Source organism: Embleya sp. NPDC020886 (genome assembly GCF_044333915.1).
Classification (GTDB): domain Bacteria; phylum Actinomycetota; class Actinomycetes; order Streptomycetales; family Streptomycetaceae; genus Embleya.
The window spans coordinates 108,622-135,118 of sequence record NZ_JBIRRX010000014.1 but is presented as its reverse complement, the minus strand read 5'-3'; the positions used below and the strand labels follow the sequence as shown (position 1 = coordinate 135,118).

Here is a 26,497-nt window from a genome sequence, read left to right as displayed (position 1 = left end):
CCTACTTCGCTGGGCCGGCCGCTCGGGCTCGGTCTTCCATCGTGCTCTTGATCAGGTCGGCGCCGTGTGCCATCGCCTGCCGCATCGACTCCGCGAGAGTGTCGGGCTGCACGTCGCGGGTCCAGGAGAAGGTGCAGTGACCGGTGGTGGCCGGTCGTACCCGCATGGTTGCCCGGTCGTGGGTGGGTGTGGCGCTGCCGCCGATCACCGCGTAGGTGAAGCTGCGTTCTTCGGGATCGACCTCGATCAGGCGTTCGCGGGCGGTCGTGCCGTTGGCGAAGGTGACGAATCGAATGCCGGGCTCCTCCAATCGACTCTCCACCACGAAGCCCGGAGCCATCCGGACCGGCCCCGTCTCGAATTCGCCGACGATCGCCCAGACGTCCTCGGCGTCGGCCTCGACGATGCGTTCTTCGTGGATGTACGTCATGGGAATTCTCCGGTTCGGACGGGGGCTTCGGCGCGATGTGCGCTCATTTCGAGCCTGCCGGCCGGACCCGCCCGGGTCTTGAACATCCTTGCGCGTAGCGGACGCGGACGCGAAGCGGATGCGGCGCCGAGGGGCGCGGGGCGTGCGGCCTGCGCTGCCGCTGTCGGTTCGCGCGCGTAGCGTGGAAGCGTGTTGTCGTCCGTCGATCTCGTCGCCCGGCCGGCGTTCGTGGTGAGCGCGGTGCGGTGCCTGAGCGACCATCGACACTGGACACCACCCGAGGAACACGACGGTCACCGCATCGTGCTCGTGCGCAGTGGTCGGTTCCGGCGTCGGGTCGACGGTGTGGACGCCGAACTGGATCGGACCGTCGGCTACGTCGGAGTCCCGGGCCAGGAGGAGTGTTTTGCCCACCCCGCCGGCGGCGACGTGTGTACGTCGGTGCGGGTCGCGCCGCAGGTGTGGGCGGATGTGGCGGGCGACCCGGGCCGGCGTCCGAGGTGTTCGGCGCTCTACGTCGACGCGGCGCTCGATCTGGCGCATCGACGTTGCCTGTCGGCCGCCGAGGGCGGAGATGTCGACTACGCGCTCGCCGAGCGGATGTTGACCCTGGTTCGGCATGCGGTCGATCGGGTGGTCGTGCGACCGCGACCGCGTTCGCTCGCGTCGGGGTCCGACGACCGGCGCCTGGTCGCGGCGGCGCGTGAGGCGATCACGAGTGGAGACGCCGCCTCCGGCGCGTTGTTCTCGTTGGCCGAGTCGATCGGGGCGTCGCCGTATCGGCTGAGCCGGGTCTTCTCCCGGGAGATGGGCGTCTCGATCACCCGATACCGGAACCGGGTCCGGCTCGGCCGGGTGCTGGATCGTCTGGCGGCGGGCGAGGGCGACCTGGCCGCGCTGGCGGTCGACCTCGGCTTCGCCGATCAGGCGCACCTTTCCCGGACCGTGCGGACCGAGCTCGGGTACACCCCCACGGCGCTGCGACGACTGCTCGGGCCGGTACCGGGGGAGCCGCACCCGCAGTGAAGCGGCGCGGCCGACGCGCTTCGTCGGCGGGCACCGGGACCGGCCGACCCCGCCACACCCGAAGCGCCCCCGCCGCGGCTCGATGCCGCGACCGGGGGCGCTTCCTCGTCGCCGGTGTCCGGCTCAGCCCTTCAGCGCTGCCGCGACGGTGTCCGCGAGCGGCGTGGTCGGGCGGCCGAGCAGGGTGGACAGGTCGCCGGTGATGCCTTCGAGCGCGCCTTCGGCGATCCGGAGGTCGGCGTCCACGAGCAGCTCGACCAGGAACGAGGGGAGGCCGACGCCGTTGAGGATGCCGGTGTACTGCTCGGCCGGCAGGTTCGCGTACGCGACCTCCTTGCCGGTCTGCTTCGCCGCCTCGGCGGCCAGCTCGGGCAGGCTCCAGTTGTTGTCGCCGGTGAGTTCGTACACCTTCCCGGCCTGGTCGTCGCTCAGCAGCACGATGGCCGCGGCCTCGGCGAAGTCGGCGCGCGAGGCGGAGGCGATCCGGCCCTCGCCGGCGGAGCCCGCGACCGCACCGCGCTCGACGGCACCGGCCAGCGAGCCGGTGTAGTTCTCGGTGTACCAGCTGTTGCGCAGCAGTACGGCGGGCAGGCCGGTGGCGGCGATCCGGGCCTCGGTGTCGCGGTGCACCCGGGACAGGCCGAGCGGGCTCTCGCTCGCGGCGTAGATCGAGGTGTAGATCAGTTGCCCGACCCGGGCCTCGGCGGCGGCGGCGACCGCGGCGGTGTGCTGGGCGATCCGGTCCGCCTCGGGGCCGTTGGAGGACACGAACAGCAGCTTGTCCGCGCCGGTGAAGGCCGGTACCAGGGTTTCGGGCCGCGTGTAGTCCGCCTCGCGCACCTGGACTCCCCGGGCGGCGAGGTCGGCGGCCTTGGCCGGCGTCCGTACCGCGGCGACGATCTCCGAGGCCGGCGTGCCGCGGTCCAGCAGGGCGTCGATGACGAGGCGGCCGAACTGCCCGGTGGCTCCGGTGACGACGATCATGACGAGTTCCTCTCTTCCGTGCCGAACCCGTCGTTCGGCCGCTGCCCAAACGATTGCACTAACTTTTCGAAAGTGCAAGCTGTGAGAAAGTGCAGTACTTTCGAAAGTGCCGGCCCGGGGGTAGCCTCGATCCATACAGACGCGGAAGCAGCCGCAGCAGCCGCAGCCGCGGAGAACGAAGGGGGCAACGATGGAAACCGTGACCGAGACCGGGCCGGATCCCACCCCGGAGTTCGAGTTCGACGTGTTCGCCAAGGAGTGCGTCTCGCGGGCGGCCATGGAGCACATCACCGGCCGCTGGGGCGTGCTGGTCCTGGGCGGGCTGTACGACGGCCCGATGCGTTTCAACGCGCTGCGCCGTCGGGTCGACGGGGTCAGCGAGAAGATGCTGGCGCAGACCCTCCAGGCGCTGGAGCGGGACGGCTTCGTGCTCCGCGAGGTGCACAGCGCGATCCCGCCCCGGGTCGAGTACACGCTCACCGAACCGGGCCACGCGACGGCGGCCAAGCTGCTCGATCTGATCAAGCACCTGGAGAGCCACATGCCACAGGTACTGGCCGCGCGCGAGGAGTACGACCGGACACACGCCTGAGCGCCGCGCACCCGGCCGACGGCCGCGTGGCCGACCGCCGGGCGCACGACGAAGGGGCCGGGACCACGAGATGCACTCTCGTGGTCCCGGCCCCTCGGCCGTTCCCGCCGATCCGGCGGGTCCGCTCCTCAGATGCTCCAGACCCCCGCGCCCAGCATGGACTTGATCTCGCCCGCGAGACCACCCTCCGGGTTGACCCGGAAGTCGAGGTTGTAGCGGGTGCGCATGCGGGCGCTCTCCAGGATCAGGTGCACCGGGTTGTCCCCGGGGTGCGAGGAGAGCACCCGCTTGATGTCCTTCACCAGCTTCTCGTTGACCTTGGTGGTGGGCAGCCGCAGGCACACCGGAGCCTTGCCGCCGTGTTCGGCCGAGCCGATGTCCAGCGGTACCAACTCCGAACCGAACACGCTCAGCGCGCCGTCGCGTTCGTTGAGCCGGCCCTTGATGCTGACCGCGACGTCCTCCTCCAGCGCGTGTGCGACCAGCGTGTAGGACTGCGGGAAGAACAACACCTCGATCTCGCCGTCGTGGTCGGCGAGATTGATCATCGCCCACGGCGAACCGCTCTTGTTGACCTTGCGCTGGATGCCGGTGATCAGGCCCGCCAACTGCACCTGGCCCTCGGTGCGGCCGGAGTTCTTCAGCTCGGTGATCGAGGTGTCGCGATGCCGGGACAGGATGTGCTCGGCGCCGTCGAGCGGGTGCGCGGAGACGTACAGGCCGAGCATCTCGCGCTCGGTGGCCAGCTTGAGCTTGCGCGGCCACTCCTGGTCGGTGAGCGTGAAGTCGAGGCCGACGGCCGGTTCCGCGGCGGTTTCGTCGCCGCCGCCGAACAGGTCGTATTGTCCCGCCGCCTCCTGCTTCTTCAGGCCCACCACCGCGTCCAGGGCCTGCTCGTGCACGTCGACCAAGGCGCGGCGGGTGTGCCCGAGGGCGTCGAACGACCCGGCCTTGACCAGCGATTCGACCGCGCGCTTGTTGCACGCGGGCAGACCGATCTTGGTCAGGAAGTCGGCGAAGGAGCTGAACTTGCCCTTGCCGGTGCGTGCTTCGACGATGTCGTTGATGACGTTGTCGCCCACGTTGCGGATCGCCCGCAGGCCGAACCGTACGTCGGAGCCGACGGCGGTGAAGTCGGCGACGGATTCGTTGACGTCGGGCGAGAGCACCCGGATGCCGGCCGACCTGGCGTCGGCCAGGTACATGCCCATCTTGTCTTTTTCGTCGCCCACCGAGGTGAGCAGGGCGGCCATGTACTCGGCCGGGAAGTTCGCCTTGAGATAGGCCGTCTGGTAGGAGACCAGGCCGTATGCGGCGGAGTGCGACTTGTTGAACGCGTAGCCGGCGAACGGGACCAGCACGTCCCACACCGCCTGGATCGCCTCGTCGCCGTAGCCGCGTTCGCGGCAACCCTCCTGGAACGGGATGAACTCCTTCTCCAGGACTTCCTTCTTCTTCTTGCCCATCGCGCGGCGGAGCAGGTCGGCTTGGCCCAGGCTGTAGCCGGCCAACACCTGCGCGGCACGCTGCACCTGCTCCTGATACACGATCAGGCCGTAGGTGGGGCCCAGGACTTCGGTGAGCGGCTTCTCCAACTCCGGGTGGATCGGCGTGATCTCCTGCTGGCCGTTCTTGCGGAGCGCGTAGTTGATGTGCGAGTTCATGCCCATCGGGCCGGGCCGGTACAGCGCGGAGACGGCGGAGATGTCCTCGAACTCGGTCGGCTTCATCAGCTTGAGCAGTGCGCGCATCGGGCCGCCATCGAGCTGGAACACGCCCAACGTGTCGCCGCGGGAGAGCAGTTCGAACGTGGTCGGGTCGTCGAGCGGAATCTTCTCGATGTCGACGTCGACGCCGCGGTTGGCCTTGATGATCTTGATGGCGTGATCGATGATGCCCAGGTTTCGCAGACCCAGGAAGTCCATCTTGACCAGGCCCATCGATTCACACGACGGGTAGTCGAAGCCGGTGATGATCACGCCGTCCTTGTCCCGCCGGTGCAGCGGGATCAGGTCGATCAGCGGGGTCGAGGACAGGATCACCGCGGCGGCGTGCACGCCGGTGCCGCGGGTCAGGCCCTCGATACCGCGCGCGGTGTCGATCACCATCTTCACTTCGGGGTCGGACTCGTACAGCGCGCGGATCTCGCCGGCCTCGGTGTAGCGCGCGTGATCCTTGTCGAACATGCCCGCCAGCGGCATCGACTTGCCCATGATGTCCGGCGGGTACGCCTTGGTGATCCGGTCGCCGGTGGCGAACGGGAAGCCCAGGATCCGGCTGGAGTCCTTGATCGCGGCCTTGGCCTTGATCGTGCCGAAGGTGTTGACCTGGGCGGTGTAGGCCGAGCCGTACTTCTCGGTGACGTAGCGCACCATCTGGTCGCGCTGGCGGTCGTCGAAGTCGATGTCGACGTCCGGCGGGTTGATCCGCTCGGGGTTGAGGAAGCGCTCGAACAGCAGGTCGTAGTCGAGCGGATTCAGGCCGGTGATGCCGGTGAGGTAGGCCACCATCGAACCGGCCGCCGAGCCTCGACCGGGTCCGACCGGGATGCCGTTGTCCCGGGCGTACTGGCAGATGTCGGCGACCACGAGGAAGTAGGAGTCGAAGCCCATGGGCGTGATCACGCCCATCTCCAACTCGATCCGGTCCAGTACCTCCTGGCTCGGGTCGTCGCCGAAGCGGTGCTTCAGGCCCGTGGCGATCTTCTTGCGCAGGTACGTCGCCTGCGTCTCGCCTTCCGGGACGTCGAACTGCGGCATCCGGTTGACCTCGGCGAACACCTCGTCGTAGGGCTGGATGCGTTCGGCGATCGCGAGGGTGTTGTCGCACGACTCGGGCAGTTCGCCGAACAGCCGGCGCATCTCGTCCGAGGTCTTGATGTAGTAGCCGGTGCCGGCGAACTTGAACCGGTTCGGGTCGGCCTTGTTCTTGCCCACGCCCACGCACAGCAGCGAGTCGTGCGCGTCGGCTTGGTCCTCGGTGACGTAGTGCGAGTCGTTGGTGGCCAGGAGCGGGATGCTCAGCTCCTTGGCGATCCGCAGCAGGTCCTGACGCACCGTGCGCTCGATGTCGAGGCCGTGGTCCATCAGTTCCAGGAAGTAGTTCTCCTTGCCGAAGATGTCCTGGTACGCGGAGGCGGCCTTGATCGCCTCGTCGTACTGACCCAGGCGCAGCCGGGTCTGCACCTCGCCGGAGGGGCAGCCGGTGGTGGCGATGATGCCCTCGTGGTGCAGGGCGATCAGCTCGCGGTCCATCCGGGGCTTCATGTAGTAGCCCTCGATGGACGCGAGGCTGGAGAGCCGGAACAGGTTGCGCAGGCCCTGCGCGTTCTCCGCCCACATCGTCATGTGGGTGTACCGGCCGCCACCGGAGACGTCCTTGCCGCCCTCGCCGTCCTCGCTCGGCGCGCGCTTGCCGCCGGGGGCCCAGAACTCGGGGCGGCGGGCGTGCCGGGTGCTGGGGGCGACGTACGCCTCGATGCCGATGATCGGCTTGACGCCGTGTTTCTTGGACGTGCCCTGGAACTCGTAGGCGCCGAACATGTTGCCGTGGTCGCTCATCGCCACCGCGGGCATGCCCTGACGGGCCACCTCGGCGAACAGCTTGTCGTTCTTCGCCGCTCCGTCCAGCATCGAGTATTCGGTGTGGACATGCAGGTGAACGAACGAGTCAGACACGGTGTGTGAGGCTCCTCGGAGGGGGCGGCGGGGACCATCCACCATAACGCGGCGGAGGCCGGCAACCGGGTGTCCGAGGCAGGTGTCCGCAGCCGCCGGCGAAGGCTTTTCCGGGTCGTTTCCGAGCTGTATCCGAGTGGCCCCACAGTGGCCTGCGACGGGGTTTTCGTGGGGGTTCGTCGGGGTTTGGTGGGGCTGTTGCGCGGCTTTTGCGGAGCGCCGCGCGGGTTGTGAGGGGTGCGGGGCGTCGCGTCGCGTCGGGCCGGTCGCGGGGCCGTCAGTGCGTGTGGGCGGGGGCCTCGGCAGGGGTCTCGGCGGCGGCTCGGGCGGCGGCTTCGCGGCGGCGCAGCGGGGGGAGGGTGGGGGGTGGTTGGCGGCGCTCGGGGAGTTCGGCGAGCAGGGTTCCGTGGCCTCGGCGATGGCGGCCACGGCGCGTTCGACGGCCTCCTCGGTGCGGGGTGACGTGGTCTGCACGCCACCTACTTTGCGGACGTATTGGCGGGCGGCGGCTTCGATCTCCACGTCGGTGGCGGCGGGGTCGAGTCCGCGGAGCGTCGTGATGTTGCGGCACATACCTTTCAGGCTAGGCGGGGCCGGTGACATTCGCCGGGGGCGGCGGTGGCGGGGTTGGCCGCCCTGCCGGTCCTCGCGCCGGACGGGCCGAGTGGATGGCCTGGCCTGCGGCGCTTGTCCTCAAACGCCGGACGGGCTGGATTCGGGTTGGTGGGTTGGGTTGCGGTGGGTTGCCGTGCGGGCCCGTCGGGGGTTGGCCGGCCTGCTTGTCCTCAAGCGCCGGACGGGCTGGGTGTGGGTGGGTTCGCGGGTTGGGTTGGGGTGAGTTGCCGGGTCGGGCCCGTCGGGAGGCCGGCCTGTGGCCCGCTTGTCCGCAAACGCCGGACGGGCTGGAGGTGGCTGCTTTGGCGGTTCGGGGTGCGGTGGGTTGCTGGGTCGGGCCCGTCGGGAGGCCGGCCTGCGGCCCGCTTGTCCGCAAACGCCGGACGGGCTGGAGGTGGCTGCTTTGGCGGTTCGGGTTGTGGTGAGTTGCCGTGCGGGCCCGTCGGGGGTTGGCCGGCTTGCGGCCTGTTTGTCCTCAAGCGCCGGACGGGCTGGAGGTGGGTGGGCTGGTGGGTCGGGTTGCGGTTGGTGGGCGGGGCTTGGTTGGGGTGCTGGTTTTTTGGTGTCGGGCGGGGTGGAGTCGGCGGTTCGGGGTGTGGTGGGTGGGTGTTCGGCGTAGTGGCCGTTGCCTTGTGGGGGTTTGGGCGTTGGGCCTGGTGTGGCGGAGTCGTGGATGGGTGCGGTGGGTGCGGGGCCCGGGCGGCTGGTGGTTTCTTCGGGGACGCGTGATCACCGGTACGACCCGGCGACGGCCTGGCGGGTGTATCAGGGCGAGGACGGCAGCCTGACGGTCAGCACGGACGCGTGGCAGGAGGATGCGCACACGCTGATGGCGATCCGCACCGACTGGTACGCCGACGCCGCGGCGGCCTCGGCGGCGGGCGGCCTGCCGCCGGACGTGGCCGGCCGGGTCACCCGCGCATTGGGTGCCGAGCCGGTTCCGCCGCCGCCGTACCGCGACTTCGCGGAGGCGTTTCGCGCGGGCGTCACGCCGTCCCACCCGGAGCCGGTCGCCGGCCTCGAACTGGCCGTCCGGCACCGACCCGCGCAGGACGAGTTCGGCGTCGGCGGCGACTGGTACGACGTCTTCACGCTGGACGACGGCCGGGTCGCGCTGGTGGTCGGCGACGTCCAGGGCCACGGCGCGGGCACGGCGCCGATCATGGCCAGGATTCGTACCCTGCTGCACGCGTACGCCGTGGTCACTCCCGATCCCGGCCGCACGCTCGCGCTGGTCAACGACTTCCTGGACCGGTTCCCCGGTCCCGCCCACGCCACCTGCACGCTGGCCTACCTGGACCCGGCGACCGGCAGCCTGCGGGTCGCGCGGGCCGCGCATCCGCCGCTGCTGCTCGCCGATCCGGCCGGGACGCCGCGGATCGAAGACGTCGAGGGCGGCCTGCCGCTGGGCATGCTGGCCGATCAGGGCTATCCGTGCACGACGCTGGCCGTGGCGCCCGGGGAGACCCTGGTCCTGGTCACCGACGGCCTGGTCGAGGGCCCGCAGTTGGCGCTGGACCGGGGCATGGAACGGCTCGCGCACCGCTTCAAGCGCAGCCGGGGCCTGGATCTGGAGGCGACCGCGGAGCGGTTGTTCGGACTCGCCGACCTGACCGGTCATCGGGACGACGTGACGTTGTTGCTGGCGCGGACGAAGGCGGGCTGACCGTGCCGCATTTTCCCGTGTCACAAGATCTCGGGTAATCGGCGCCGGTGATTGTCGATCACCCTTCGATTTCGGGCCGACCGGTGTTTTCCCACGCGTTTCCGGGCCGCTTCCGTCGGGTGCGATCAGGGGTGTCGCGGGCCACAAAAGGCCGTTCCCCTGGATCTTCCGTCTTGGGCGCGAGAGGATCTGACTATGCGTCAGCTCGATGTCCCGGGCGGCGCCTGGCATCTGACGTGACGTTAGCCACGTGTAAACAAAGTTCCGGCCGACGCTCGCATACTGTCCCGTACGCAGACCTCATACAGGCGTATGCAGCGCTGGTTGAACCAGGCGATTTTGGGAGGCTCCACGTGGAGTTCGGCATCTTCCTGAACGGGTACACCCCCGGTCCGGCCGCTCACGATCGCGCGAGCGAGCACCTCGTGCTCATGCGCGAGATGGAATTGGCCATCAAGGCCGACAAGCACAACTGGAAGTACGCCTGGTTCGGCGAGCACCACGGTCTGGTCGAGTACAGCCACATGTCGGCTCCCGAGGTCGTCATCGGCTACGTCGCGGGCAAGACCGAGCGCATCCACCTGGCGACCGGCATCAACAGCCTGTCGCCGCGCAAGGAGCACCCGGTCCGCTACGCCGAGCGCGCCGCGATGATGGACCACATCACCGAGGGTCGCTTCGAGTGGGGCACCGGCCGCGGCGCGGGCAGCCACGAGATGGCCTCGTTCAACATCATGGACAAGAACTCGACGAAGACCGAGTGGGACGAGGTCGTTCGCGAGATCCCCCGGATGTGGGCGCAGACGGACTACACGTTCGAGGGCGACCACTTCACGGTGCCGACCCCGCACGACATCCACCCGAAGCCGTACGGCGAGTCGCACCCGCCGATCTGGGTCGCCTGCGGCAACCCGGCCACCTTCGGCAAGGCCGGCTCGATGGGCATCGGCGCGATCGCGTTCAACTTCGAACCGGTCTACAACCTCAAGGGCCGCATCGAGGCCTACAAGGAAGCCGCCGAGAACCCGGTCGAGATCATCGGCGACTACCAGAACAACAACGTGATGATGACGAACGCCGTCATCTGTCTGTCCGACCGCAAGCGCGCTCGCGAGATCGCGCTCAGCAAGGGCCGCGGCTACCTGGTCACCCTGGTGAACCTGTACCACGACACCATGCCGAAGTCGGCGGACGCGATCACCTGGCCGTCGCCCACGTTCGACCTCTCGATGGGCGGCGACGAGCTGCTCGACCAGCTCATCGAGGGCGGCTTCATGCTCGTCGGCACCCCCGACGAGGTGTGCGAGCAGGTCAAGGCGTACCAGGAGGTGGGCTGTGACCAGCTCGTCTTCGGTATCAACGACGGCATGACGCACGAAGAGAACCTCGAGATGATCGAGCTCTTCGGCAACCAGGTCATCCCCGAGTTCGACAAGGACCCGGAGCACTCGACCACCAAGTACCGCCGTACCGCGGTGCCGAAGTTCGGTCGTTTCCAGGGCGCGGGCCCGGACCCCGACCTCAAGGTCGAGGTGCTCCCGACGAGCGCGGTGCTGCCGCTCCCGTACCCCTCGGCGTAATCCGAGCGCACATCGAACAGGTCCGAGGCCATCGGGGAAATCCCGGTGGCCTCGCGCTTTTTCGGATCGAATCCTCGTTTCGGAAAGGGCCGGCGAATCCGCCGCGAGCCCTCATCCGGCGCGTGGTTCGATCTCCTCGTGCGATCGGCCGTCCGGACTCTCGCCCCGCTCGGCGCCGCGCCGCCTGCGTCGATTGCGGGCGGCGAGGATCCGCCGGACGACCTCGACCAGCACGGTGATCAGTGCGGCGGTGGCCAGGCCCGCGCCGACGCCCTTGATCGGGCTGTCCTTGAACGCCGTCCCGCCCCAGAAACCCAGCAGCACGCCGTAGATCGCCCAGGTCAGGCCCGCGAACGCGGTGAACGCCCGAAACCGGGCGGGCGGATACCCGACCATGCCCGCCACCAGCGAGACCGCGGTGCGGCCGCCGGGGATGTACCGGCCGACCACGATCATCACGCCGCCGCGTTCGGTCAACCAGCGTTCCGCCCGGTCCCGGGCCCGTCGGCCGCGCTCGCCCTTGAGCATGTGCCGATTCGCGAACGGTTCGGCCCGGCGGCCGATCGCGTAGGTGATGTTGTCGCCGAGGAACGCGCCGAGCGCGCCGGCCAGGATCAGCAGGAAAAGATTGGGCGAGAAGCCGGTGACGGTGGCGAACACGCCGCACGCGATCAGCGCGCTCTCACTCGGCAGGATCGGCAACATCGCGTCCAGCAGCGCGGTGAGGAAGACGATCGGGTAGGCCCACGGGGAACCCGTGAAGGACATGATCGGATCGAACCACGCGTCCACGATCGCTCCCTCGCAGGTGTTCGGAACCGGTTCGTGGGCGACCGCGACGGTCGTCGCGTCTGGTCGCCCGTTCGGCGGCTACCCACCGCGCGCACAAACCAGGCACCGTGCGCCGATCGGTTCGGCGTCTGTCACGCTTGATCCCTTCGACTCGACCTCTCATTCGAGACGGATCATTCGACGCACAACGAACAACGCGAGGGACGTGGCATGGACGCCGTTCACGAAGGTCTGGACGCCGTGCGGGCGGAGCTGGTCGGCCTCGATCGCCCCGTCGTGCGCCTGCTGGAACCGGGCCTGCCGGCCGAGGCGGTGCGGACCCGGGTGGGTGCCGAGGTGCCCGCCGAGCTGGTCTCCTGGTTCGGCTGGGCGGACGGCACCCGCGAGGAGCCGGACCAACTGGTGGACGAGGCATCGTTCATACCGGGCTACGTCCTGGTCAGCCTGGCCGAGGCGCTGGAGTTCCGGGACGAGGTCGAGATGGACCAACCGGAAGGGGTGCAGTGGCTGCCGCTGCTCGTGTCGCCGGCCGCCGACTTCTACGCGGCGGTCTGGGACGGCGAGGACGTGCAGGTGGCGAGCTACGTGCAGGGCGCGGACGAGCCGATGGTGTACGCGTCGATCCCGCTGATGTTGCGCACGGTCACCGAGAGCTTCCGGACCGGGGCCTTCGAGGTGGACGAAGAGGGCTACTTCGACATGCATCCCGAGCTGTGCGACCGGGTCTATGAGGCCCTGAACGGCTGATTCGTTGCACGCGGGTGAGGTAATTCACGTCACGCTCGGTCGTACGTACGGGCGCGTACGTCGCTGGGCTACCTTGTCCGCGTGCATATACCCCGCCGCCGGTCCGTCGCGCTCGGCCTCGCTCCGTTGCTGATCGCCGGTCTCGCCTCCTGCGGGCTGCTGTCCGACTCCGACGACTCGCCGGGCAAGACCGAGAACGCCGCGGACGCGAATCCGGTGGTCGGTACGGGCGGCTCCTCGGGGGCGCCGGGCACCGGGTCCGCGGCGCCGTCGGCTCCGGCCGTACCGGGCACCGCGATCTCCGTCGCGTTCGCGGGTGACGTGCACTTCTTCGAACGCACCGTGCCCCGCCTGAACGCGGGCGCCGAGGGTGCGCTGGGCCCGATCGGCAAGACGCTCTCGGCCGCCGATCTGGCGATGGTCAATCTGGAGAGTGCGATCACCGAGCGCGGCACGCCGGAGAACAAGACGTACCACTTCCGGGCCCCGGCGAAGGCGCTGACCGAGCTGAAGGCGGTCGGGATAGACACGGTCAGCATGGCCAACAACCACGCCGTGGACTACGGCAAGGTCGGCCTGGAGGACTCGATCGCCGCGATCCAGGACCCGCCGATCGGCGTGGTGGGCATCGGCAGGGACGCGGCGCAGGCGTACCGCCCGGTGATTCGGGAGGCCAAGGGCGTCAAGGTCGCGTTCCTGGCCGCGAGTCAGGTGCAGGACATCACCAACCAGCTCTATCAGGCCGGGCCGAACAAGCCCGGGATAGCCACCGCGTTGCAGACCGACCGGCTGGTGCAGGCCGTGCGGGAGGCGAAGAAGCAGGCCGACGTGGTGATCGTCTACATGCACTGGGGCATCGAGGGCGACAAGTGCCCGAGCGCGGACCAGAAGAGCGTGACCCGCAAGCTCGCGGACGCGGGCGCGGCGGCGATCCTGGGCACCCACGCGCACGTGATGCAGGGCGCCGGTTGGCTGGGCGACACCTATGTGGGCTACGGCTACGGCAACTTCCTCTGGTACGGCACGTCTCCGTACCCGAACTCGAACGACACCGGCGTGGCGACGCTGACCATCAAGGACGGCAAGGTCGTCGACGAGAAGTTCACCCCGGCCTCGATCGACAAGCGCGGCGTGCCGATGCCGGTGACCGGCGCCGAGGCCAAGCGCATCCTGGACCGCCGGGACACCTTGCGGCCGTGCACCGGATTGACCGCGGCCCCGAAGAAGTAGGTCCGCGAGGGGGCGCCGATGTCGGTGCGGCGGGCCGAAAACGGGCCGGCCGGGGCCGGGGCGCGCTTGGTAGGTTGGCGGGCATGTTCCTCCTGTGTGCGTAGGACCGCCGCGACCGGGCCCTGACGGGGTCGGTCGCTTTCGGCGTCCACGCAGGCCCTTCGGCGCGGCTCTCGTCGTGCCGACTTCGCGGAGGAACTCCCGACATCGTGGCTGCCAAGCCCTCTTGCGTTCCTGCCGACGCGCGTCGTGCGCCGGCTCCCTCCTATGCCGCCGTGTTGCGGATCCCCGGTGCCCGACGGGCGTTCGGGGCCGCGCTGGTGGGGCGACTGTCCTACGGGATGATCGCGTTGTCGTTGTTGTTGGCGGTCAAGGCCGGCACCGGGTCGTACGCGGTGGCGGGCACGATCATGGCGTCGTTCGGGGCGACCAGTGTGTTCCTGTCGCCGATGCGGGCCGCGTTGGTCGACCGGTACGGGCCGCGGCGGGTGTTGCCGCCGCTGGTCGCGGTGTACGCGACGCTGCTGGTGGTGATCGCGGTGCTGACCTGGCGGCCGGGGGTCTCCGGGGTGTGGTTGGGGGTCACGGTCGCGGCGGCCGGGGCCTGTACCCCGCCGGTCGGACCGGTGATGCGGGTGTTGTGGAGCGAACTGGCGCCCGATCCGGGGTTGTTGCAGCGGGCGTACAGCCTGGACGGGGTGGCCGAGGAGATCCTGTTCGCGTTCGGGCCGTTGCTGGTGGGCGTGTTGGTGGGGCCGGCGCCCGCGGCGGCGGGGGTGGCGGTCAGCGCCGGGCTGATCACGGTCGGGACGCTCGCGCTGGTGACGTCGCCGGCGGTGGGCCGGTCGACGGCGCGGGCCGGACGAGTCGACGGGGAGGGAGCCGGGGATCATCCCGCGCCGGTCCGAACCGGGTTGTGGCGTGCGGTGGTCGTCGCCGCCGGGGTCGGGCTGTGTCTGGGTGCGATCGACCTGCTCGCGGTCGCGTTCGCCGACGCGCGGGGGCACGCGGCGGCGGTGGCCTGGATCCTGGCCGCGCTCTCGATCGGCAGCGCGGTCGGCGGCCTGGCGTACGGCGCGGTGCCCTGGCGGATCGCGATCGACCGCCGCCTGCCGCTGCTCGCGCTCGGGCTCGGCCTGTCCCTGGGCGCGGCCGGCCTGTCCCCGAACCTCTACGTCCTGGCCGCGACCGTCGCGGTCACCGGCCTGTTCGTGGCGCCGGCGATCACCACGGCCTACCTGCTGGCCGACGCCTGCGCCGCGGCGAACACCCGGACCAGGGTCGGCGCCTGGGTCAACACCGCCCTCAACGCGGGCGCCTCGGGTGGCACGGCGGCCGGCGGCCTGTTGATCGACCGGGCCCCGCTGCCGTTGGTCTTCGCGGTGGCCGGGTTGCCGGCGCTGATGGCCGCCGCCGCCACGGTGCGGCCGATCGCCCGCCCGGCACTCGAAGAGCCGCGAAACGAGGTGGCCTCGCCGGCTTCGTGACCCCCGGGGACCGTGCGCCTTCGTGGGGGATCGGGCGGTTGTCTCCGTCTGCCGCGTGCTCGCCGCGATCTTGCTTCGGAAGCGAAAGGCGAGGCGGTACCGGCCCGTTCACAGGGACCAGGAGGCCGCTTCGCCACCGCGACCGGTCGGGCGCGGGGCGGTGGATTCGGGTACTCGCGCGTGCTGTTCGCCATCTGCGGACACCGTCCAGCCGAAGGCTTCGATGCCGGGGCGGCCCGCGGCGCACCAGCGGGACCACGCCGCCTCGATCTCGTTCCACAGGTGGCGCGGGCCGTGTTGGCGGACGGCGAAGTCGGTGAGTCGGTGTCCGTCGTGGTCGACGCTCGCCCACGACGTGCCGGCCTCGTCGCCCAGCCACAGGCGGGTGTGTACGCCGTCGACGTCGCCGTCCTCGTCCCAGTGGTGCCAGACGCCGGGCGCGCTCAGGCCGATCGCGAACTCGGCGACGGGGTCGCCGCCGGCCACGGCCCAGGGGGACAGCGTGGTGGTGCTCGGTGTGGCGGCGTGCTCCGGGGAGACGACTCGGCCGATGTCGGTGCTGCGGGAGCGGTGTCCGCGCAGGTGCATGAAGGCGCCGCCGGTACGGAAGCGGCCGTGCGCACGGCCTCGATCGTCGACTTCGGCCACCAGGGTGCCGTTGGCGGTCCACGCGCTTGCCCAGGGGGTGACGATGACGGCTCCTGGCCGGCACTGCCGAATCCAGGCGGGCGGGAGGTGGGTCACGGCGGCGGTGCACACGATGCGGTCGTAGGGCGCGCCGGTCGCCCAGCCCTCGGCGCCGTCTCCCCACACGACGGTGGGGTGCCGGTCCAGGGCCGCCAACCGGCTTCGGGCGATTCGGGCGAGATCGGCGTGCACTTCGATCGTCACGAGGCGGTCGTCGCCCACCCGGTGGGCAAGCAGTCCGGCGTTCCATCCCGTCCCGGTACCGATCTCCAGCACGCGGTGTCCGTCGGCCACGTCCAGCGCAACCAGCGTGGCCGCCACGATCGAGGGTTGCGAGGCCGCGGACGACGGCCACTCGGGCCCGCCGGGCCGGGGCGCGTCGCCGTCGCACACCTGCACCACCACCGGAGTGTCCGCGTACGCGGCCGTCCACCAGCGCTCCGGCTCCGACACCCGCTCGCAGCGCTCGTGCCGGTCGCCGTCGGGGCGGCGCAGCCACACCACGTCCGGGAGGAAAACGTGCCTCGGCACCCCCAGAAACGCCTCCCGCCACACCTGGGGCAGCACCCCGACGGCCACCTCGACCCGCCGCAGCAAATCGACCCGGGCCCGCCACAGGGCCCTCGCCTCGACCGACATCCGCCTCACCGCCCCTTCGACGAGCCGGGATTCGCCCGCGGAGCGAGCTTTTCCGGCTGGTGTCCGTCGTCGGTCGCGGGGTTTCGGTGCTTTCCCATGGAGATCTCCCTCTTGCTTGAGATGCCCATCAAGCTAGCCGCGGCACGGGCGCTTCACCGACCGATTTCCCGCTCCGTCAAGAACTCGTCTCGAATTCCCTCCAGGGCGGAGCGCATAGGTTCGCCGCACAGAGCCGAGGCGGCGAAATCTTCGAATTTTCGGACGTACAGCTTGATATCACGGGGATCGGTGACAACGAGCTCGGCGTGAATGGCCTCGATCGTCACCAGGTGGTCGTCCCTGATTACGAACGAGTGATTGGCGATATCGGTCTGCGTTGCGTTCATGGGGACGACGCGGATGTCGACGTTCGGAAGACGGGACACCGAAACGATCCGGTCGAGCTGACCGGCCATCATTCGCGCCGGGATGATCCGCCATCGAAGGACCGATTCCGTGACGACGAAGCGCAAAGACTTGGTGCCGTCATGCAGGATGCCTTGTCGCTCCAGGCGCCCGGAAATCGTTCGGGTGAGAGCGTCCTCGCTCAGTCCGTGGCGGCCGAGAACCGCACGAATGTACTCGGGTGTCTGGAGCAGTCCGGGGACGAGTGCCGGTTGAAAGAGCCGGAGCATCGACATCTGCGCGTCGAGTGCCTGCGCCGCCTGCTGCCCCCGGTGGGCGCCGGCGCGCTTCAGGTGACGCCAGGCGATCGCCTCGGTGGCCGCTTCTCGGGCCGCCTCGATGTACTCGTGCCTGGCCTCGGCGGATATCCCGATAGCGGCCAGAATGCGTCCGACGTCGGTCACGCTCGGTGTCAGTCCGGCGTTTTCGATCTTGCTCAGCTTGCTTTGCGACATGAGGGCGCCCCGGGCGACGACCTTGGCTTCCTTGCCGGATGCCTGTCGTACGGCCCGGAGCGCTGCGCCGAGCTGCCCCTTGTTCACTCCCCGTACTCGGCCCACCAGGTGGTGAACGGTACGGCGTGATCGAGGGCGGTGTCGCGATGCGCCACGAACTCCGGCGTGCGGTCCTCGGGCAGCACATCCGCGCCGCTGAAGCCGCCCGCACCGTCGTAGTTCATGACCGCGGTGACTTCTGCGTCGAAGAGCCAGAAGTCCGGGACCCCGAGCAGTGGATTCGGACGATCCGTGACATCGAGGATGAAGAACTCCTCGCCGGCGGTCATGTTGGTCCGGTATCCCCAGCCGAGCTCGAACCTCAGGTAGGAAGACAGCGGGCGGGACACGATGTGGACGCGGTACACGCGTTTTCCCGCGCCGGTGTGTGCATTCAGCTCGGACAGCCAGCCGGCGTTGTAGCCGTCGGGCTTGGGTCCGCCGGCCAAATATGTTTTGTAGGCGTTCACATTTCCTGATCGACCGTAGTCGTCCAGCGTCTCCAGCCGGAAAGCTTCGCGGTCGAATGTGTCGAAGAGGTCGGTGAAGCCGCTAGATGAGGTGGTCACGAATTGCCCTCCGAACCAGATCCATGGGGATCTCGACCAGGGCTTCGTGGGCGGGAATGGTCAGGCCGTGGTCCGACGGCGTTTCCCCTTGGACGAGAAGCGTGTCCCGGTCCGTGGCATACAGCGTGGGGCAGTCCTTGAAATCGCACGTGCTTACGAGCTTGGTGACCTTGACAGGCATGGTCCGTCCCATCGCCGAAATCTCCCACCTTCCCGCTCGATGCTCCTGGTGCGGCGGCGGGAACGTCAAGGCGTTCCGATTGAGACAACGGGAAATCGGGAGAACCCTCGCGATCACCGAGAGAAACCTTGCCGTCGGCTCAGCTTTGGGCCAAGCGGGTCAAGGCGGGGCCGGTGAGGCGGTAGCCGATCCATTCGCGTTCGGGGGTGGCGCCGAGGGAGTCGTAGAAGGCGATGCTGGGGGTGTTCCAGTCGAGGACCGCCCATTGGAGGCGGGCGTAGTCGCGGGTTTCGCAGATCGTGGCGAGGTGGCGGAGCAGGGCTTTGCCGTGACCGGCGCCGCGGGCCCCGGGGCGGACGTACAGGTCTTCGAGGTAGATGCCGTGTACGCCCTCCCACGTGGAGAAGCTGAGGAACCACAGGGCGAAGCCGACCGCCTCGCCGGTGGTGTCGTCCTCGGCGATCAGGGCGAAGGCGGCCGGGTTCGGGCCGAACAGGGCCGTGTGCAACTGGGCCTCGGTGGCCTTGACCTCGTGCAGCAGCTTCTCGTAGTCGGCGAGTTCGCGGACCAGGGTGTGGATGGCGGGGGTGTCTGCTGCGGTGGCTTCGCGGATCATGCTCCGAAGCTACCCCGGCCCGCTACGCCGTCGGCGCGACGTACATGTAGGACTTCTCCTCGCTGCGGGAGGCGATCCGCCACTCGCCGGCCACCCGCGTGAAGGTGTCGAGGTACCACAGGCCGCAGAACATCACCGGGCCCGGCGTCTGGTCGTCCTCGCCCTTGAAGACCATCGGGTTGTGGCACATGGTGCGGCCCGTGGCGGTGTTCCCGTCGACCGTGATCGACGAGTTCGATATCAGGTGTTGGTAGGCGCCGAAGCCCGGCATCACCGAGGCCAGGAACTCCTTGGTCTCCTTCAGGCCGCCCTTGGAGCCGCCCATCGCCGAGTAGTCGATGTGCGCGTCGGCGGTGAAGACCGTGTCCAGCGCGTCCCAGTCGCCGGTGTCCACGGCGTGCGAGTACCGGACCATCAGGTCCTGGATCTCCATCCGGTCCGAGATCTCCTGAAGCGTCAGCATGTGCGTGCCCACCCTCTCCGGCGCTGCGGCGTCGTTCCGTGCTCGCGGGGACGACGTGAGGGGCCAACTTGACACGAACAAGCACATGGCGAAAGGGGCATGACCTCGGCGGGACGGTGAAAAGTCCGATCCCGGGGTTAGTACGAAGAATGGCCGGGGGACCCGCCCCGCTATCGGCAACCGAGCCGTCGCCGGCGGCAAGGCGGCAGCCGCCGTACCCGAGGGAGACATCGTGGGCAGGACGACGCGGCGACGGGCCACGGGCGCGCTGACGGCCATCGCGATCGTGCTGGGCGGCGGGCTGAGCGCGTGCAGCGACGACGACGATTCGAAGAAGGGTTCGAGTGCGAGCAGTGGCACCGCCGCGTCCGGCTCGACCGCGCCGAGCAACGGGCCCGCGAACGACCTCCAGGCGCAGTACCAGCAGGTGGTGCGCAACGTGTTGCCCTCGGTCGTGCAGATCACCACGACGACCGGTCTGGGCTCCGGGGTCGTCTACGACGACAAGGGCAACATCGTCACGAACGCGCACGTCGTCGGTCAGGCCACCAGCTTCGAGGTCACCCTCCCGAACGCGAGCAAGCCGGTCACCGCCAAGCTCGTCGCCGCCTTCGCCCCGGACGACCTCGCGGTGATCCGCCTGGACAACCCGCCCAACGACCTCAAGCCCGCCCGGTTCGGCGATTCCAGCAAGCTCCAGGTCGGCCAGATCACCATGGCCATGGGCAATCCGCTGGGTCTGGATTCCAGCGTCACCGAGGGCATCGTCTCGGCGATCGGCCGCACCGTCAGCGAGCCGCAGGCCGCCGACTCGCCGGGCGCGACCATCTCCAGCGCGATCCAGACCTCGGCCGCGATCAACCCGGGCAACAGCGGCGGCGCGCTCGTCGACCTGGACAGCCGGGTGATCGGCATCCCCACCCTGGCCGCGACCGACCCGGAGAACAACGGGGCGGCCCCCGGCATCGGCTTCGCCATCCCCGCCAACACGGTCAAGTCGATCACCGACCAGATCATCAAGAACGGCAAGGTGGACAACTCGGGCAAGGCCGCGCTCGGCGTGACGGTGCGCACCGTGGCCGGGCCGAACGGCCGGCCCGCCGGCGTCGGCGTGGTCTCCGTCCAGGACGGCGGCGCCGCCAAGGCCGCGGGCATCGCCCCGGGCGACGTGATCACCGCGATCGACGACCAGGAAGTCCCGGACGTCGCGGCCCTGTCCGAGGTGCTGGGCGGCAAGCAGCCCGGCGACAAGGTCAAGGTGAGCCTGATCCGCGCCGGCGACGGCGACAAAACCACCGTGGAGGTGACCCTGGGCGAGCTCAAGAGCTGATCGCATCACCGAAGAACAGGTCCCGAATTCGTCCGCCGACCCGACGGAAGGGACGATCTACGCGATAACGTCCCGCTCATGACGATCCCCCAGCCCCCACGCGGGCCAGGGTCGCCGTACGGGGAACAACCAACCGTCGACGGTGATCCACACCTGTCCTGGCACCAACCGCCCGCGGCCGCACCGTCCCTGATCCCGGGTCAGGGACAGCCGCTCGCAGTGCGGCCGTTCGCCCCGGGCCACCCGCCGCCCGGCACGCCGCCGCCGTTCCCGACCTCGATGCCGGCCGACGCCGACCGACTCCCGCTCGCGTCCCGCACCATGCGCCTGATCGCCCGCACCGCGGACTACCTGCTCACCACCGCACTCGTGCTGCCGCTGTGGTTCCTGGCCTACCACTACCTCCAGACCAAGGCCGCGGATCTGCCCACCAAGGTGGTCCGTACCGCGTTCCTGGACGTCGTGTTCGGTCGAGCCGGCGAGGCCCAACGCGCGCCGCTGGAGGCGGTGGACGGCCTGTGGGGCACCACCAAGACGCTGCTGCTCCTGCTGATCCTCGCGCACCTGCTGGTGCCCGCCCTCTACGACTGGTTCATGCACGCGCGGTTCGGCCGCACGTTGGGCAAGATCATGGTCGGCGCGAAGGTGGTACCGGTCGGCACGTCGGCGCAGGCGGTCGGCGGCCGGGTGCCGGTCGGCGGATGGCGGGCGGCCCGGCGCACCCTGGTGGCCGTGGTGGTGCCGTGGGCCGCGCTGTTGCTCACCTGGTACGAGGTCGCGCTGCGCCAATGGGGCACGGCGGGCCTGTTCGCGCTGCTGACCCTGATCGGCTTCCTGGACCCGCTGGCCGTGCTCGGGCCGCGTCGACGCACCTGGCACGACCGGACCGCCGGCACCGTCGTGGTGAACGTCCGGCTGCTCGCCCGGGGTTGGTCGGCCACCCGCAACGCGTCCGCGGCGATGGTCCAAGGGGCGCGCGGCGCGTCCGGGATGATGGCCCAGGGCGCCCGCGGCGCCCGCGACCGGTGGCAGTCGAGTCGAACCGCCGGGGCCCGGCCCGAGGACGTGAACCGGCCCGGGGAGGGCTGACGCCCCGCCCCGACCCGGCACCGCGTCACTCCTGGATCGAGATGGCTCGGGTCGGACAGACCCGGGCCGCCTCCTCCACCTGCGACCGCAACTCCCGCCCGGGGTTTTCGTTCAGGATGTAGAGGAAGTTGTCATCCCGGACCTCGAACACCTCGGGTGCCTCGGCCATGCAGAGTGCGTTGCTCTTGCACTTGTCGAAGTCGACGACGATCTTCACGTTCGGCCCTTCGGTCGTGGAAGCGGAGCGATGCGGCATTACCTCGAAACGCTGCCGGACGACGGCGGTCCCAGCCGGTGCGTCCCGAAGGTCGCACCGGCCGATCCGCGAACCGTCGTCCCACGCCGAGGCGTTGCCACACCCGGCGCAACCGCTGGCCTATCACGCACCCCCTCGGGTAAGGCGAGCCTTTTCGCCCGAACGGGGAACCAGCCGGTGCCCTGGGGAGGTCACAAGACCGGATGAGAGGATTCCATCCCGGTACGGCCGCAGCGGCGGGCCGGCGAACCAACACGGGAGGCACGTCCATGACGGCCGATGGCGGCGCCGAGATACGTTCGTTGCGTCCGGGTGATCCGCAGCACATCGGACCGTTCCGGATCACCGGCAGACTCGGCGCGGGCGGAATGGGCGCGGTGTACGCGGGCCTGGACGACTACGAACGCCGGGTCGCGGTCAAGGTGGTGCACGCGCAGTACGCGGACGATCCCGAATTCCGGGCCCGGTTCACCCGCGAGGTCAACCTGCTGCGCGCGATCAAGGGCACCTGTACGACGCCGGTGCTGGACGCCGATGTCGACGCCGAGACACCGTGGTTCGCGACCGAGTACGTGCCGGGGCCGACCCTGGACGTGCGGGTCAACCAGGGCGGCCCGATGCACGGCGACGAGTTGCTGGGCCTGGCGGCCGGACTCGCCGAGGCACTGGTCGCGTTGCACGACGCGGACGTGATCCACCGCGACCTCAAGCCGCAGAACATCATCTGTTCGCCCGCCGGGCCGCGGGTGCTCGACCTGGGCATCGCCCGGTCCATGGAGGACAGCGGGCTGACCCGCACCGGCATGATGATCGGCTCACCCGCGTGGATGAGCCCGGAGCGCTTCAAGGGCCACGACAGCACGCCCGCCGCCGACGTGTACGCCTGGGCCATGCTGATCACCTACGCCGCCACCGGAGTCATTCCGTTCGGCACCGGCGCACCCGAAGTGGTCGCGCTGCGCGTGCTCCAGGAGGAGGCCGACCTGTCCGGCGTGCCGGACGTACTGCGCCTGATCGTCAAGCGGGCTTCCGACAAGGAACCGCACTACCGCCCGCACGCCCGTGAGTTGCTGGCCTCGGTCACCCACGTGTGGCGCGGCGCGCTCGGCAACGCCGCGGCGCCCTCGCTCGACCCGGTGGCCGATGCCACGTCGTTGATCGGGCAGTTGTGGACCACGCCCGCGACCGGCGGCCCCTGGCAGGTTCAGCAGAGCCCGCCGCCGCAGACGCCGCCGCCCGTGCAGCCGCGGGTGTACGAGCCGCCGCGCGGTCCCGCGCGCTCGGGTGGCACCGCCGCGTTCGGCGCGCCCGCGGTGCCACCGCCGCCGGCCGGGCCCGGCCGGCCCTCGCACGACCCGTACGGCGCGTCCCCGACGCAACCGCCGCTCTACCGAGACACCCCGACCTCGGGCGCGCACGGCGTCCCGCCGCAGCCCTCCGGGCAATACGGGGCGTCCTCCGGCCAGTACGGCGCCCCCTCGGGCCAACACGGCGCCGCTTCCGGCCAGTACGGTCCGCCCTCCGGTCAGTACGGCCCGCCGTCCGGTCAGCACGGTGCGCCCTCGGGCCAGTACGGAGCCCCTTCCGGGCAATACGGCACCGCCGGGCAGGGCCACCCGGCGAATGTCCATCAGGCGCCCACCGCCCACGGCGCCCACGGCACGCCGCCCACCGGTCGGGCCGCGGCCCGGCAGGGCGGCTCCGGCGGCTCGGGCGGCGGCTCCGGCCGGCGGCGCCTGTTCGTCCTGGGCGGCAGCGTCATCGCGGTCCTGGCGATCGGGGCCGGCGCGGTGTTCGCGCTGCGCGGCAAGGACGAGGACCCCAAGAAGCCGGAGACGAAGAAGAGTCCGACCGCCGAGGCCCCCAAACTCACCGGCAAGGCGGGCGGCTTCACCCAGGACATCAAGGGGATGAAGTTCGCCGTGCCGGCCACGTGGGAGCTCAAGCAGGTCAGCGACACCGAGGTGTGTGTACTGCCGAGCGCGACGCCGGCCGCGCAGCGCACCACGTGCGAGCGCGCCGGCCTGCGGATCTGGGTCGGCAAGTCCGGCGAGCGCAAGGTCGACTTCAAGGATCAGGCGGGCTGGACCCTGGGGGCGAAGCCGACCTGCATCCCCAAGACCGCCGACACGGCGCCGCCGACCAGCCGGAGCGATGGGAAGAAGTTCGTCGAACCGGGCAAGAACAGCCTGACGTTCGAGTACGCGTCGTTCACCGTGACGTGCAAGGGCGGCGACTCGTTCCAGCCCCAGGTGTGGTGGCTGCCGCAGTCGATGATCTCGTTCTCCACGGCGGGGCTGTCCCGCGAGTACGACACGGACCTGAACAAGATCCTGGCGTCGGTGAGCCTGACGGGCTACAAGAAACCTGCTGCGTAACCCGCCACGCCCAACGCAACCAAGACGCCGCGGAGGTCGAGGCTAGAAGTCGGCCGCCGCGGTGACCGGCAGGAACGGGTTCTCCGGTCCGGCCGGGAACGAACTCCAGCTCTGCTCCTCGTACAGGTTCATCAACTCGTGCTCGGACTCCTCGGTGTCCGGCCACTCGGCGTTGACGACCACGTGTACCGAGGGCTGGGGATACTGCTCCCACCACTGGACTATGTGGCCCTCGCCGTCCACCGGAACCGGGTGGTGCTCGACCCGGTGGACCATCATGTATGGACCGCCGGTCCACGGCCCTATGTGCGCACCGCCCAGCGGGATCGCCGAGATCGAGTCGCCGCCGCGCGGCAGGGCCGGTCCGGCGAAGTCGCCCGAGAGCAACGAGCCCACGTACCCCGTCGGGGGACGGTCCGGTGGGACGTCCTGGTAGAAGTCCACCCGGACCCTGTACCGGATCACTCGCGTCCCCTCCGCTTCCACTTCGTATCGTGCTCGCATCGAGCCCGGCCAGCTTGTTGCGATCGGTAATACGTATACCAGCCGGCGACGGTTCCGTTCCTCCGATCGGGTGGGGGCTGGACTTCCCGACGGGGCGCGGGCAGGATCACGCGCACCGGAGGCGGCAGGCAGCGCCCGGAATTCTCCGGGCGTCCGACCCCGCCGGGACCGATGCGGGGAGGCACGATGGGCGGCACCCGGGACGAGGCGGCGGCACTCGCGCGGAACGAACCGGTCGACGGCGATGTGGGCGCCTGGGTGCGCCGATTCACCGAATGGACGATGATCGACGGCGATCTGACCTGTCGCTACGTCTGGCTCAACCTGCCGGACCCCACCGGGGGCACCGTGCGATACACCGTGCCCGGCACCGAGATCGTGCGGCGCCTGGGCGCCGGTGATCGCTTCGAGACGGTGGGCGAATTCCGCAACGGCGACGGCGTGGACGCGATGATCGCGCGCTGGCGGGGGGCGGGCGGCCCGGCGGCCGGGCACGACGGCGCGGAACTGCGCGGCATCGTGGGCTGGGCGCCGGAACCACTGTCGGTGCCGATTCCGCGCGAGGAGATCCGGCGGGCCTTCGGCGACTTCGCGGCGCGTCTGGCCTCGGCCTCGGCGGGCGGCGAATGGGCGCCGCTGGCGGCGGTGTTCACCGACGAGGTGCGGGTGCGCGACCACGTGGTCGGCTTCGTCGAGGGCCGGCACGCGTTGAGCGCGTACATCCGGGACGGCGTTCGGCGTTCGCCGTTCAGCCGCTACCGGGTCCGGCTGCGCATCATCGACGGCAACCGGGTCTCGACGGTGCTGCGCGCCGAGGGACCCTTTGGCGGGCTGGACGTCAACGTGGTGTTGCACTACGCGGGCGGACGCCGCTGGTCGTATGTGGAGGTCGTGTACAACCCGCAGGAGATCGTTCGTACCGGAGCCTGACAGGGTGTCGGTTCATGGACGACGTACAACGGCTGCTGGCCCATGAACAGATCCGTCAACTCGCCGCGCGCTACGCGCTGGCCCTGGACAGCCGGGACCTGGACGCGTTGTGCGGGCTGTTCGTGCCCGACGTGCGGGTGAGCCGGGAGGAGCACGGGCGCGCCGCGTTGCGTGCCTCGTTCGCGGCCCAACTGGCTCCGTTGGGGGTGACCATCCTCAACGTCGGCACGCACGTGATCGACCTGCTGGACGCGGACCACGCGACCGGACACGTGTACTGCAAGGCCGAGATCCAGGAGGGACCGCGCTGGTTGCACCAGGCGATCCTGTACCGCGACGTGTACGAACGGCGGGACGGCGTGTGGTACTTCGCCCGCCGTCGGCACGACCTGTGGTACGGCGCGAATGTCGGCGCGAACCCTGCGGGGCTGCCGCCGGCGAACTGGCCGGAACGCTCGTTCGGCTCGGGCACGGTGCCGGCCATCTGGGAGACGTGGCGGGAGTTCCATCGTTCCTCGGACGAGTCGGGCGGATCGGGTTCCGTCCACGCATGACGGGGCAGGCGAGGAGCAACCGGTTACTCGGCGGCAGACTGCCTACTCGGCGGCGGGAAGGTCGGCCATGGCGCGCGACAGGCTTCCGGACGGCGCGAGAAACGCGGCGGCGCGCACCGGTGTGCTCCTGGCGCTGACCATCGTCGCGGCGATGGTCGCCCTGCTCGGCGTCTGGGCGCACACCTGGTTCTGGGTGTGGGCGATGCTCTTCGTCGGCCTGGGCATGCTCGGCATGGCCTGGAGCGCGCTGGAGATCCTGATCGCGCTCCAGGTGGCCGAGGAACAGCAGGACCGGGACCGCGGTGTCTACCGGGTCCGACCGGTCGAGATGCGTCCTCGGCGGCGCACCGACCGCTGACACCGGCCCGGCGGGCGGCCCGACCGGGCTTTGTCGGACCGGGCACAGCCGGGGCGGGGGCCCCGGGGGGGGGGCGCCCCCCCCCCGGGGGCCCGGGGGGGGGGGGGGGCGCCGCCCCCCCCCCCCCGCCCCCGTGGGGCCCGAGGGGGGGGGGCCCCCCCCAGTTTGTATCGGGGAGG

Annotated in this window: 25 protein-coding genes and 1 pseudogene; 13 read left to right on the top strand and 13 right to left on the bottom strand. The window is 70.1% G+C overall.

The window, feature by feature from the left end; all coding sequences use genetic code 11:
• Position 1 precedes the first annotated feature (1 nt).
• A complete protein-coding gene (locus ACH4U8_RS36085; RefSeq protein WP_379990084.1) occupies positions 2 to 430 on the bottom strand; it encodes an SRPBCC family protein in 429 nt (142 codons plus the stop codon).
• 189 nt (positions 431 to 619) lie between these two features.
• On the opposite strand from ACH4U8_RS36085, the gene ACH4U8_RS36080 reads away from it, so the two are divergent.
• The gene (locus ACH4U8_RS36080; protein WP_395782535.1) at positions 620 to 1,456 is read left to right on the top strand and encodes a helix-turn-helix domain-containing protein; all 837 of its coding nucleotides are present in this window, start codon (positions 620 to 622) and stop codon (positions 1,454 to 1,456) included.
• A 123-nt stretch (positions 1,457 to 1,579) separates the two neighbouring features.
• On the opposite strand, the gene ACH4U8_RS36075 is transcribed toward ACH4U8_RS36080, so the two are convergent.
• Positions 1,580 to 2,440: an SDR family oxidoreductase gene (locus ACH4U8_RS36075; protein ID WP_395782534.1), complete on the bottom strand. Its 861-nt coding sequence runs from the start codon at positions 2,438 to 2,440 to the stop codon at positions 1,580 to 1,582.
• Positions 2,441 to 2,630: 190 nt separating this feature from the next.
• Here ACH4U8_RS36075 and ACH4U8_RS36070 point away from each other — a divergent pair, with 190 nt between their 5' ends.
• Entirely contained in the window at positions 2,631 to 3,032 is a 402-nt protein-coding gene (locus ACH4U8_RS36070; protein WP_360312032.1) for a helix-turn-helix domain-containing protein, read from the top strand.
• Between the two features lie 128 nt (positions 3,033 to 3,160).
• On the opposite strand, the gene dnaE is transcribed toward ACH4U8_RS36070, so the two are convergent.
• The gene (gene dnaE, locus ACH4U8_RS36065; protein WP_360312030.1) at positions 3,161 to 6,709 is read right to left on the bottom strand and encodes a DNA polymerase III subunit alpha; all 3,549 of its coding nucleotides are present in this window, start codon (positions 6,707 to 6,709) and stop codon (positions 3,161 to 3,163) included.
• 462 nt (positions 6,710 to 7,171) lie between these two features.
• Positions 7,172 to 7,282 (bottom strand): annotated as a pseudogene (locus tag ACH4U8_RS36060) (DUF2277 family protein); the annotation flags it as partial.
• Positions 7,283 to 7,997: 715 nt separating this feature from the next.
• Between ACH4U8_RS36060 and ACH4U8_RS36055 the strand changes: the two are divergent.
• Both ACH4U8_RS36055 and ACH4U8_RS36050 read left to right on the top strand, forming a co-directional pair.
• Complete coding sequence (locus ACH4U8_RS36055; RefSeq protein WP_395782533.1) at positions 7,998 to 8,990, top strand: PP2C family protein-serine/threonine phosphatase; 993 nt, start codon at positions 7,998 to 8,000, stop codon at positions 8,988 to 8,990.
• A 353-nt stretch (positions 8,991 to 9,343) separates the two neighbouring features.
• Positions 9,344 to 10,570 (top strand): LLM class flavin-dependent oxidoreductase, encoded by a 1,227-nt coding sequence (locus tag ACH4U8_RS36050; protein WP_360312024.1) that lies wholly within the window; start codon positions 9,344 to 9,346, stop codon positions 10,568 to 10,570.
• 111 nt (positions 10,571 to 10,681) lie between these two features.
• Here ACH4U8_RS36050 and ACH4U8_RS36045 read toward each other — a convergent pair whose 3' ends face one another.
• Positions 10,682 to 11,362 carry a DedA family protein gene (locus ACH4U8_RS36045; RefSeq protein WP_395782532.1) on the bottom strand — a complete coding sequence of 227 codons (681 nt, stop codon included), beginning with the start codon at positions 11,360 to 11,362 and terminating at the stop codon, positions 10,682 to 10,684.
• Between the two features lie 210 nt (positions 11,363 to 11,572).
• On the opposite strand from ACH4U8_RS36045, the gene ACH4U8_RS36040 reads away from it, so the two are divergent.
• From ACH4U8_RS36040 to ACH4U8_RS36030, 3 genes are all read left to right on the top strand, one after another.
• The gene (locus tag ACH4U8_RS36040) at positions 11,573 to 12,109 is read left to right on the top strand and encodes a hypothetical protein (protein WP_360312020.1); all 537 of its coding nucleotides are present in this window, start codon (positions 11,573 to 11,575) and stop codon (positions 12,107 to 12,109) included.
• Between the two features lie 81 nt (positions 12,110 to 12,190).
• A complete protein-coding gene (locus tag ACH4U8_RS36035; RefSeq protein WP_395782531.1) occupies positions 12,191 to 13,339 on the top strand; it encodes a CapA family protein in 1,149 nt (382 codons plus the stop codon).
• Between the two features lie 275 nt (positions 13,340 to 13,614).
• A complete protein-coding gene (locus ACH4U8_RS36030; protein ID WP_395782530.1) occupies positions 13,615 to 14,826 on the top strand; it encodes an MFS transporter in 1,212 nt (403 codons plus the stop codon).
• Between the two features lie 108 nt (positions 14,827 to 14,934).
• On the opposite strand, the gene ACH4U8_RS36025 is transcribed toward ACH4U8_RS36030, so the two are convergent.
• From ACH4U8_RS36025 to ACH4U8_RS36000, 6 genes are all read right to left on the bottom strand, one after another.
• Positions 14,935 to 16,152 (bottom strand): methyltransferase domain-containing protein, encoded by a 1,218-nt coding sequence (locus tag ACH4U8_RS36025; RefSeq protein ID WP_395782529.1) that lies wholly within the window; start codon positions 16,150 to 16,152, stop codon positions 14,935 to 14,937.
• A gap of 152 nt (positions 16,153 to 16,304) precedes the next feature.
• Positions 16,305 to 17,138 (bottom strand): helix-turn-helix domain-containing protein, encoded by an 834-nt coding sequence (locus ACH4U8_RS36020; RefSeq protein WP_395782528.1) that lies wholly within the window; start codon positions 17,136 to 17,138, stop codon positions 16,305 to 16,307.
• Positions 17,135 to 17,659: a DUF6879 family protein gene (locus ACH4U8_RS36015; RefSeq protein WP_395782527.1), complete on the bottom strand. Its 525-nt coding sequence runs from the start codon at positions 17,657 to 17,659 to the stop codon at positions 17,135 to 17,137. Before ACH4U8_RS36015 ends, ACH4U8_RS36020 begins: the two co-directional genes overlap by 4 nt.
• Positions 17,643 to 17,840 (bottom strand): hypothetical protein, encoded by a 198-nt coding sequence (locus ACH4U8_RS36010; RefSeq protein ID WP_395782526.1) that lies wholly within the window; start codon positions 17,838 to 17,840, stop codon positions 17,643 to 17,645. Before ACH4U8_RS36010 ends, ACH4U8_RS36015 begins: the two co-directional genes overlap by 17 nt.
• Before the next feature lie 139 nt (positions 17,841 to 17,979).
• Positions 17,980 to 18,456 (bottom strand): GNAT family N-acetyltransferase, encoded by a 477-nt coding sequence (locus tag ACH4U8_RS36005; RefSeq protein ID WP_360312008.1) that lies wholly within the window; start codon positions 18,454 to 18,456, stop codon positions 17,980 to 17,982.
• A 22-nt stretch (positions 18,457 to 18,478) separates the two neighbouring features.
• Positions 18,479 to 18,919: a nuclear transport factor 2 family protein gene (locus ACH4U8_RS36000; protein ID WP_395782525.1), complete on the bottom strand. Its 441-nt coding sequence runs from the start codon at positions 18,917 to 18,919 to the stop codon at positions 18,479 to 18,481.
• 232 nt (positions 18,920 to 19,151) lie between these two features.
• On the opposite strand from ACH4U8_RS36000, the gene ACH4U8_RS35995 reads away from it, so the two are divergent.
• Positions 19,152 to 20,249 carry a S1C family serine protease gene (locus tag ACH4U8_RS35995; protein ID WP_379989873.1) on the top strand — a complete coding sequence of 366 codons (1,098 nt, stop codon included), beginning with the start codon at positions 19,152 to 19,154 and terminating at the stop codon, positions 20,247 to 20,249.
• A gap of 78 nt (positions 20,250 to 20,327) precedes the next feature.
• Positions 20,328 to 21,338, top strand: coding sequence for an RDD family protein (locus ACH4U8_RS35990; RefSeq protein WP_395782524.1), 1,011 nt, complete (start codon positions 20,328 to 20,330; stop codon positions 21,336 to 21,338).
• 25 nt (positions 21,339 to 21,363) lie between these two features.
• On the opposite strand, the gene ACH4U8_RS35985 is transcribed toward ACH4U8_RS35990, so the two are convergent.
• The gene (locus ACH4U8_RS35985) at positions 21,364 to 21,555 is read right to left on the bottom strand and encodes a ferredoxin (RefSeq protein ID WP_360312000.1); all 192 of its coding nucleotides are present in this window, start codon (positions 21,553 to 21,555) and stop codon (positions 21,364 to 21,366) included.
• Between the two features lie 308 nt (positions 21,556 to 21,863).
• On the opposite strand from ACH4U8_RS35985, the gene ACH4U8_RS35980 reads away from it, so the two are divergent.
• The gene (locus tag ACH4U8_RS35980; protein ID WP_395782523.1) at positions 21,864 to 23,972 is read left to right on the top strand and encodes a serine/threonine protein kinase; all 2,109 of its coding nucleotides are present in this window, start codon (positions 21,864 to 21,866) and stop codon (positions 23,970 to 23,972) included.
• Between the two features lie 42 nt (positions 23,973 to 24,014).
• Here ACH4U8_RS35980 and ACH4U8_RS35975 read toward each other — a convergent pair whose 3' ends face one another.
• Positions 24,015 to 24,437, bottom strand: coding sequence for a hypothetical protein (locus ACH4U8_RS35975; RefSeq protein WP_360311996.1), 423 nt, complete (start codon positions 24,435 to 24,437; stop codon positions 24,015 to 24,017).
• 225 nt (positions 24,438 to 24,662) lie between these two features.
• Between ACH4U8_RS35975 and ACH4U8_RS35970 the strand changes: the two genes are divergently transcribed.
• The 3 genes from ACH4U8_RS35970 (at position 24,663) to ACH4U8_RS35960 (ending at position 26,318) form a co-directional block, all read left to right on the top strand.
• Positions 24,663 to 25,406 (top strand): nuclear transport factor 2 family protein, encoded by a 744-nt coding sequence (locus ACH4U8_RS35970; protein WP_360311994.1) that lies wholly within the window; start codon positions 24,663 to 24,665, stop codon positions 25,404 to 25,406.
• 14 nt (positions 25,407 to 25,420) lie between these two features.
• Positions 25,421 to 25,960 carry a nuclear transport factor 2 family protein gene (locus ACH4U8_RS35965; RefSeq protein WP_395782522.1) on the top strand — a complete coding sequence of 180 codons (540 nt, stop codon included), beginning with the start codon at positions 25,421 to 25,423 and terminating at the stop codon, positions 25,958 to 25,960.
• A 67-nt stretch (positions 25,961 to 26,027) separates the two neighbouring features.
• Positions 26,028 to 26,318, top strand: coding sequence for a hypothetical protein (locus ACH4U8_RS35960; protein ID WP_360311990.1), 291 nt, complete (start codon positions 26,028 to 26,030; stop codon positions 26,316 to 26,318).
• Positions 26,319 to 26,497 lie beyond the last annotated feature (179 nt).

Bases quoted from the DNA above. Each gene is read 5' to 3' on its own strand.
- ACH4U8_RS36085 (WP_379990084.1), bottom strand. From the start codon at position 430: ATGACGTACATCCACGAAGAACGCATCGTCGAGGCCGACGCCGAGGAC.
- ACH4U8_RS36075 (WP_395782534.1), bottom strand. From the start codon at position 2,440: ATGATCGTCGTCACCGGAGCCACCGGGCAGTTCGGCCGCCTCGTCATC.
- ACH4U8_RS36070 (WP_360312032.1), top strand. From the start codon at position 2,631: ATGGAAACCGTGACCGAGACCGGGCCGGATCCCACCCCGGAGTTCGAG.
- ACH4U8_RS36055 (WP_395782533.1), top strand. From the start codon at position 7,998: ATGGGTGCGGTGGGTGCGGGGCCCGGGCGGCTGGTGGTTTCTTCGGGG.
- ACH4U8_RS36040 (WP_360312020.1), top strand. From the start codon at position 11,573: ATGGACGCCGTTCACGAAGGTCTGGACGCCGTGCGGGCGGAGCTGGTC.
- ACH4U8_RS36025 (WP_395782529.1), bottom strand. From the start codon at position 16,152: ATGTCGGTCGAGGCGAGGGCCCTGTGGCGGGCCCGGGTCGATTTGCTG.
- ACH4U8_RS36010 (WP_395782526.1), bottom strand. From the start codon at position 17,840: ATGCCTGTCAAGGTCACCAAGCTCGTAAGCACGTGCGATTTCAAGGAC.
- ACH4U8_RS36005 (WP_360312008.1), bottom strand. From the start codon at position 18,456: ATGATCCGCGAAGCCACCGCAGCAGACACCCCCGCCATCCACACCCTG.
- ACH4U8_RS36000 (WP_395782525.1), bottom strand. From the start codon at position 18,919: ATGCTGACGCTTCAGGAGATCTCGGACCGGATGGAGATCCAGGACCTG.
- ACH4U8_RS35990 (WP_395782524.1), top strand. From the start codon at position 20,328: ATGACGATCCCCCAGCCCCCACGCGGGCCAGGGTCGCCGTACGGGGAA.
- ACH4U8_RS35980 (WP_395782523.1), top strand. From the start codon at position 21,864: ATGACGGCCGATGGCGGCGCCGAGATACGTTCGTTGCGTCCGGGTGAT.
- ACH4U8_RS35970 (WP_360311994.1), top strand. From the start codon at position 24,663: ATGGGCGGCACCCGGGACGAGGCGGCGGCACTCGCGCGGAACGAACCG.
- ACH4U8_RS35965 (WP_395782522.1), top strand. From the start codon at position 25,421: ATGGACGACGTACAACGGCTGCTGGCCCATGAACAGATCCGTCAACTC.
- ACH4U8_RS35960 (WP_360311990.1), top strand. From the start codon at position 26,028: ATGGCGCGCGACAGGCTTCCGGACGGCGCGAGAAACGCGGCGGCGCGC.